General features: G+C 73.4%; 6 protein-coding genes. 2 read left to right on the top strand and 4 right to left on the bottom strand.

Annotated elements, in window-relative coordinates; translation table 11 throughout:
* Nucleotides 1-113: 113 nt before the first annotated feature.
* Nucleotides 114-998 (top strand): alpha/beta fold hydrolase, encoded by an 885-nt coding sequence (locus HW445_RS18815; RefSeq protein ID WP_180222163.1) that lies wholly within the window; start codon nucleotides 114-116, stop codon nucleotides 996-998.
* Between the two features lie 46 nt (nucleotides 999-1,044).
* On the opposite strand, the gene HW445_RS18810 is transcribed toward HW445_RS18815, so the two are convergent.
* A complete protein-coding gene (locus HW445_RS18810; RefSeq protein ID WP_180222162.1) occupies nucleotides 1,045-1,950 on the bottom strand; it encodes an NYN domain-containing protein in 906 nt (301 codons plus the stop codon).
* A gap of 196 nt (nucleotides 1,951-2,146) precedes the next feature.
* Here HW445_RS18810 and HW445_RS18805 point away from each other — a divergent pair, with 196 nt between their 5' ends.
* The gene (locus HW445_RS18805) at nucleotides 2,147-2,299 is read left to right on the top strand and encodes a hypothetical protein (protein WP_151771393.1); all 153 of its coding nucleotides are present in this window, start codon (nucleotides 2,147-2,149) and stop codon (nucleotides 2,297-2,299) included.
* A gap of 97 nt (nucleotides 2,300-2,396) precedes the next feature.
* Here the strand turns inward: HW445_RS18805 and HW445_RS18800 are convergent, their stop codons facing one another.
* The 3 genes from HW445_RS18800 to HW445_RS18790 all read right to left on the bottom strand — a co-directional run bounded on the left by HW445_RS18800 (nucleotide 2,397) and on the right by HW445_RS18790 (nucleotide 4,785).
* Nucleotides 2,397-3,002, bottom strand: a complete 606-nt coding sequence (locus tag HW445_RS18800) for a MarC family protein (RefSeq protein ID WP_180222161.1) — start codon at nucleotides 3,000-3,002, stop codon at nucleotides 2,397-2,399.
* Nucleotides 3,003-3,137: 135 nt separating this feature from the next.
* Nucleotides 3,138-4,031, bottom strand: coding sequence for a PHP domain-containing protein (locus HW445_RS18795; RefSeq protein ID WP_180222160.1), 894 nt, complete (start codon nucleotides 4,029-4,031; stop codon nucleotides 3,138-3,140).
* Between the two features lie 112 nt (nucleotides 4,032-4,143).
* Nucleotides 4,144-4,785, bottom strand: a complete 642-nt coding sequence (locus HW445_RS18790) for a DUF6758 family protein (RefSeq protein ID WP_180222159.1) — start codon at nucleotides 4,783-4,785, stop codon at nucleotides 4,144-4,146.
* Nucleotides 4,786-4,808: the final 23 nt, after the last annotated feature.

Raw genomic sequence — 4,808 nt, 5'->3', positions numbered from 1 at the left:
GAGCTGACGGCAGGCCACATCCGGCGGCCGGCACGGCCACCGTCCGACGGCCCGGTTCCCCGAGGGGAGCCGGGCCGTCGGCGTTTGCCGCCGCGCTGGGTACGCTGACCGCCATGAGCAGGCCCGACACCTTCACTCCCCCGCCCGGTGCGCGGGTACACCAACTCGCCACCGGGCGCGGCGCGTTCGCCGCCATGGAGATGCCCGCCGCACCAGGCGTCCCGCACCGGGGAACCGCCTTGCTGCTGCCCGGATACACCGGCAGCAAGGAGGACTTCATCGCCCTGCACACCCCGCTCGCGGCGCGCGGCTACCGCACGGTGGCCGTGGACGGGCGCGGCCAGTACGAGTCCGACGGCCCGGAGCGCGACGAATCCGCCTACGCGCAGGACGAGTTGGCGCAGGATCTGCTCTCCCTGGCACAGGTCCTGGCCGAGGCCGAGGGGACGCGGATCCATCTGCTCGGCCACTCCCTCGGCGGACAGATCTCCCGCGCCACCGTGCTGCGGGACGCCTCCCCGTTCCTGAGCCTGACGCTGATGTCCTCCGGCCCCGCCCGGATCTCCGACTCCCAGCAGGAACGCGTGACCATGCTCCGTGAGGCGCTGGGCATCATGTCGATGGACCGGGTGTGGGCGGTGATGCAGGCGATGGAGGCCACCGCCGCCCCCGAGGAGCTGGCCGAGCAGCCCGACACCCGCCCGCTGCGCGAACGCTGGCTGCGCACCCGGCCGGCCCAGCTGATCGCCACCGGCCGCCAGCTCTGCACGGAACCGGACCGGGTCGACGAGCTGGCCGCCGTGAACCTGCCGTACCACGTCCTGTCCGGCTCCCACGACGACGCCTGGCCCGTGGAGCTCCTCGACGAGATGGCCGTCCGCCTCGGCGCCCTGCGCACGGTGATCGACGGGGCGGACCACTCCCCCGCCGTCGACCGTCCGGCCGCGACCGCCGAGGCGCTCGCCGGCTTCTGGGACGGCGTCGGGCGCCAGGCCTGACGCACACCGGCGCCCGGCCCCCTGCGTCCCCGGCCCCGGGGGTGGCTCACTCCAGCGTGCGCAGCCGCTCCCAGAAGCCGTCCCGGAGCGCCCTGCGCAGGTCGGACTGGCCGCGCAGCGAGTAACCGAGCAGCCCCTCGGCCTGGACCAGCAGGTCCTGGTCGTCGGAACCGGGCAGGTACGGCTGCCCGGCGAGCAGCGCCTCCATCGGCTCCGGGCCGCGCTCGGCCAGCCACCGCGCGGCGATCTGCGCGCCCACGAAGCGGACCTCTTCCCAGGTGGGGCGGGCCGCGGCCGCCTCGAAGGCGGCGGTGGCCCGGCGGGAGACGTAGGGCTTGAGGAACGGCAGGTCCAGGGTGCGCTGGCTGTCGACCTCCCAGAGCAGCGGTTCGGCCTGGTTGCGGCCGTCCGGGGCCTCGATGCCCCAGAGGTGGACACGGGCGCCGTACTCCTGCGCCGCCTCCACGGCCGGGACCAGGTCCTCGTCCCCGCCGAGCAGCGCCGCGTCGGTGATGGCCCGGTTGCGGGCCAGTGCCTCGAGGTCGGAGCGGATCAGCCCGTCGACGCCCTTCTGCTGGTTGTTGGCGTTGAGGTTGCCGAGCCGGACCTTCACGTCGGGCAGCTCCGCGATGGCCTGCTGCTCGGCCGTGTGGATGCGGCGGCGGGCCCCGTCGTACCAGTACACCCGCAGCAGCCGGCTGTCCTGGAAGAGCGCCGCGGCCCGGTCGATGAGCGCGGCGATCACTCCCTCGGTGTCCAGCTCGAAGGCGCGGCGGTCCTCGGTGCCCACCACCAGCCGCCCGGCGGCCGCGTAGAGGTACCCGGCGTCGACGAAGAGCGCGTGGGTGGACTGGGGAGCGGACTGCGCCTTCGCCACCGCGGCGAGAACGCGCTGGAGCAACCGGTTGGTGCTCTCGATGCTTGCGGTCAGCGCCGCGAGGTCGTCATTCATACCGGTGCCCATTGTCCCGGCGGTCACGGAGCGCAGACAACCGGTCTCACCCAGTTCATACCGCGTCCGCACATGCGCCTCGGGAAGGCGGGTACGAGGGGATACTTAGGCGGCCGAAAATTTTGCTTGGCTAGGGAATCTTCCCGCCCGGTTCGGGTGTTGTACCCGGTACATACCGACGTGGGAAGGGAGAAGCATGCGCTTCGAGATTCTGCGTCTCGACGACGCCAGCGGCCTGCCGGTCGACAGCACCGTCGTGGACGCCGCCTCCGTCAACGGGATCGTGCAGCAGGCCGCCGAGATCGGCCAGCGCCTCTGGATCCGCCCGGCCGACACCCCGGCCTCGTAACAGTCACCGAACACCGCGGCCCGGCGGGCAGCCTCCAGCAGGAGGCTCCCCACCGGGCCGCAGTGGCGTCCGGGGCGCGCGGACCGGTCAGAGGCCGTCAGACGCCCTGGACCACCTGGGTCACCCCGTTGATGATCTGCTGGACGGCGATCGCGGCGAGCAGCATGCCCGCCAGCCGGGTCACCAGGACCACACCGCCCTCCTTGATCACCCGGATCACCAGCAGCGAGTTCCGCATGATCAGCCAGATCACCACGTGGATGGCGAGGATCGCCGTCCACACGGCGACCTGGGAGCCCACGTCCCCGGCCTTCTCCACGGCGAGGATCACCGAGACGATGGCGCCGGGACCGGCCAGCAGCGGCATGCCCAGCGGGACCAGCGCCACGTTGACGTCCTTGGTCTGCTGGGGCTCGTCCGTCTTGCCGGTGAGCAGGTCCAGCGCGACCAGCAGGAGCAGCACCCCGCCGGCGATCATCAGGGCGGGCACGGAGATGTGCAGGTAGTCGAGGATGCGCTGGCCCAGCAGGCCGAAGACGGCGATCACGCCGCCGGCCACCAGCACCGCCTGCAGCGCCATGCGCTTCTGCACGGCGGCGGGCCGGCCGGCGGTCAGGCCGAGGAAGATCGGGGTGACCCCGGGGGGATCCATGATCACGAAGAGGGTGAGGAAGAGCGAACCGAAAACGGCGATGTCGAACACGGTGATAGGCCTTGCGGGTGGTGCGGAACGCCGCCTTCCGCACCGGGTCCGGACAAGGACACGGCGCGGCGCGGCGCGGGACGTGGGGGGGGGAGGGGGCGCCGGACGCGGCGGGCGGACGGGGTCCTTGCCGGGTCAGGCCACCGCGGAGGATCCGCCGGCGCCGGGCACGGGGAACGCGCCCCAGGCCCGGCGGACGATCTCGCCGTAGACCTCGGGGTCGGTGACGTTCTCGCCGAGGACGCAGGTCTTGCGGGTGCCGTGGTAGTCGGACGAACCGGTGACCAGCAGGCCGAGTTCGGCGGCGAGGCCGCGCAGCCGGGCCCGGGTGGCCGGGTCGTGGTCCATGTGGTCGACCTCGATGCCGTCCAGGCCGGCCTCGGCCATCGCGGCGATCGCCGACTCCGGTACGGTGCGGCCGCGCTTGACGGCGCCCGGGTGGGCGAACACGGTGACCCCGCCGGCCGCCTTGACCAGCCGGATCGCCTCGAAGGGGTCCGTCTCGTGCTTGGGCACCCAGGCGCGGCCCCGGTCGGCCAGCCAGTGCTGGGTGAAGGCCTCGTCCACGGTGGCGACGACGCCGAGCTCGACCAGGGCCGTGGCGACGTGCGGACGCCCCACGGAGCCGTCCCCGGCGATCCGGGCGACCTGCTCCCAGGTGACGTCCACGCCCGCCTCGCGCAGCCTCGCCACCATGGCGCGGGCGCGCGGCACCCGGTCGTCGCGGACCAGCTCGCGCTCGGCGAGCAGCGCGGGCTCCTCGGGATCGAAGAGGTAGGCCAGCATGTGCATGCTGATCCCGTCGCCGGGACGGGCCCCGGGCTCGCTCCAGCGGCAGGAGAGTTCCGCCCCGGTGACCAGGGTGAGCCCCTCGGGGAGGGCGGCGATCGCCTCGGCGTGCCCGCGGGTGGTGTCGTGGTCGGTCAGCGCGACGACGTCCAGGCCGGCCGCGCCCGCGGCGCGCACCAGCCCCGCGGGGGTGTCGGTGCCGTCGGACGCGGTGGAGTGGCAGTGCAGGTCGATACGCACGGCGGCTCCAGCGGACGAGGGCTTGCACGGACAGGGCCACACCAGGATAAGGGGTCGTCCGAGTAGGTGACACTTACCTGTCCGGCCGGTGGGACGGAGCCGTCCCGGAGCGTCAGGGTTCGAGCAGCCGCGGCGAGAGCGCGCCGCACGGGACCAGTTCGATCTCCGCACCCGCCTCCCGCAGGTCGGTGAGGATCATCTCGTCGTACATCACCAGCCCGGACGCCTCGGGCCAGACGACGGCCCACAGCCACATCCCGAGCGCCTCGCCGGCGAAGACCGCGCGGTCCTCCGGAGCACCGTCCACCAGCCACAGCGGGGTGGGACGGCCGGCCGCGTGCACCTTGGCCTGGGCGGGCTTGCCGATGTCGATGCGGGGTCCGGGATCGGGCCCGTCGATCCCGGCGTACCGGGCGCCCAGGCCCACGCCGAGTTCCTCGGCGATCAGGATCAGCTCACCGACGCCGCCCAGCGGCCCCGGGCCGGAACAGGCGACCGCCGAGGCACGGCCTCCGCCGCGGTCGTCGCCCGCGCTGGCCACGCCGGTGAAGAGCCAGCCGACCGGCAGCGGCCACGGCATCCAGACGGGGACCCGGGTGCGGTGCACCACCACACCTAGGGCCTCGACGCTGGGCGGGATCACGGGCTGCACGGGATGCACCGCTCCGTGCGCGTCGCACTGCCACGCGTCGGCGAAGAGTCCGGGAGCCCTGACCCGGCCACCGCACTTCGGGCAACTGGGTTCACCCCTCATAAGGTCCCACGGTCCTCCCCCGG

The organism is Streptomyces sp. UH6 (assembly GCF_013421635.1).
In the GTDB taxonomy this organism is placed as follows: Bacteria; Actinomycetota; Actinomycetes; order Streptomycetales; family Streptomycetaceae; genus Streptomyces; species Streptomyces abyssomicinicus.
Note: the sequence above shows the minus strand (reverse complement) of the source record. Positions and strands in the feature narration are given on the sequence as shown.